This window comes from Apibacter mensalis, assembly GCF_001418685.1.
In the GTDB taxonomy this organism is placed as follows: Bacteria; Bacteroidota; Bacteroidia; order Flavobacteriales; family Weeksellaceae; genus Apibacter; species Apibacter mensalis.
In genome coordinates, this window is the sequence record NZ_LIVM01000037.1 from 1 (window position 1) to 1,453 (window position 1,453).

The window sequence follows — 1,453 nt, forward strand, 5'->3', positions numbered from 1 at the left end:
AGCGAAAATTGTCCACACCAAGATTTATCGCTATCTTTGGGATGGTAATGTTTTATTGCATGAATGGCATTATCAGCGTGCACGGCGTCCTAAGGTTATTACTGACGAGCTGGGAATGCTTATGTTGGACCGACCCGAACCGGTTGAAAACCTGACCACTTGGGTTTATGAAGAAGGAAGTTTAGTCCCCACCGCTAAGCTATGCGAAGGTAAGTCCTACTCGATTGTATCGGACTATTTGGGCCGTCCCGCTCAGGCCTATGATGATAAAGGGGAACTGGTTTGGCAGGTGGAATTTGACATCTATGGCAGAATACGGGAAGATACCTTTAACAATCAGCCGTTTATTCCGTTCAGGCAACTGGGGCAGTATGAGGATGTAGAAACGGGGCTTTATTATAATCGGTTTCGGTATTATAATCCTGAAACCGGCTTATATATTAGCCAAGATCCGATAGGACTAGCAGGTAATAACCCGAATTTTTATGCGTATGTGCATGATAGCAATGCTTGGGTTGATCCGTTTGGGTTTGATCCTGTTAACTGGACTCCTCATGGATTTAAGCACTTTCCACCAAAAAATAAATCTTGGGCTGAAATAGTAAAATCAACTAAAAATGGACCAGCAAAATATATTTCAGAGATAGATGTAGAAAATTTAGAACGAACAATTTGGAAAGAAGGAACTCCTGTAACTAACGGAAAAAATTGGAAGGTTATGGAATTCAATGATATTATTGGAGCATCAGAAGGAAAACCTACAAATTTTGTTCGTGTAGAAAATAGTGGAAATACAATTCATGGGCACCCAATATCAAAAAGCGAATTTAAAAAATTAACAAAATGTAAGTAATATGGACTTTAAAAATGTATTAGGAAAAAGTACAGGAATCATTACTTATGATAATTTTAGTACTTTGGATGTTTCTTCAGGTATAAAAGGGAATATAGATAATTTAAAAGAGGATTTGTTACAAATAGAATATCATAATAATTTGATTCTGGATTTGGGTTGGTATCCTTCGTTTAATAAAAAAGGTGCTTTTTCTATTAGTATAATCAAAGATTTTAATTGGGAAAATCCTATCAAAGTACAAAAATGCAAATCATTTGAAGAATTAGGAAATTTTATTACTGAATTTATAAATTATTGTAATAATTATTAACCAACTAAAAGCTCAACTAAATGTTGAGCTTTTATATTTATATCTTTGTTGTATTTTTATGAGAGAAGAGACTGTACATATAGAAATTAAAATACAAGAAACAACATTACAAGATTGGTTAGTTTTAAGAAGTGTTTTCGAGCAAAAATATGATATAGAATATTGTAATACAATCGCTTCCGATTTTACGACAGTAATACAGGAACTTATATAAGCCAGGACCCGATAGGGTTAGCAGGTAACAACCCGAATTTTTATGCGTATGTGCATGATAGTAATGCTTGGGT

General features: G+C 34.5%; 3 protein-coding genes and 1 pseudogene. All 4 read left to right on the top strand.

Going from position 1 to position 1,453, the window contains the following annotated elements:
• A partial coding sequence (locus tag ASC36_RS11160) for an RHS repeat domain-containing protein (protein ID WP_221400596.1) occupies window positions 1-853 on the top strand: 853 nt, incomplete at its 5' end.
• Between the two features lies 1 nt (window position 854).
• Window positions 855-1,166: a hypothetical protein gene (locus ASC36_RS10355; RefSeq protein WP_034947387.1), complete on the top strand. Its 312-nt coding sequence runs from the start codon at window positions 855-857 to the stop codon at window positions 1,164-1,166.
• Window positions 1,167-1,224: 58 nt separating this feature from the next.
• Window positions 1,225-1,380: a hypothetical protein gene (locus tag ASC36_RS10880; RefSeq protein ID WP_167336888.1), complete on the top strand. Its 156-nt coding sequence runs from the start codon at window positions 1,225-1,227 to the stop codon at window positions 1,378-1,380.
• Window positions 1,377-1,453 (top strand): annotated as a pseudogene (locus ASC36_RS11115) (RHS repeat domain-containing protein); the annotation flags it as partial. The gene ASC36_RS10880 and the pseudogene ASC36_RS11115, both read left to right, overlap by 4 nt.

Bases quoted from the DNA above. Each gene is read 5' to 3' on its own strand.
- ASC36_RS10355 (WP_034947387.1), top strand. From the start codon at position 855: ATGGACTTTAAAAATGTATTAGGAAAAAGTACAGGAATCATTACTTAT.
- ASC36_RS10880 (WP_167336888.1), top strand. From the start codon at position 1,225: ATGAGAGAAGAGACTGTACATATAGAAATTAAAATACAAGAAACAACA.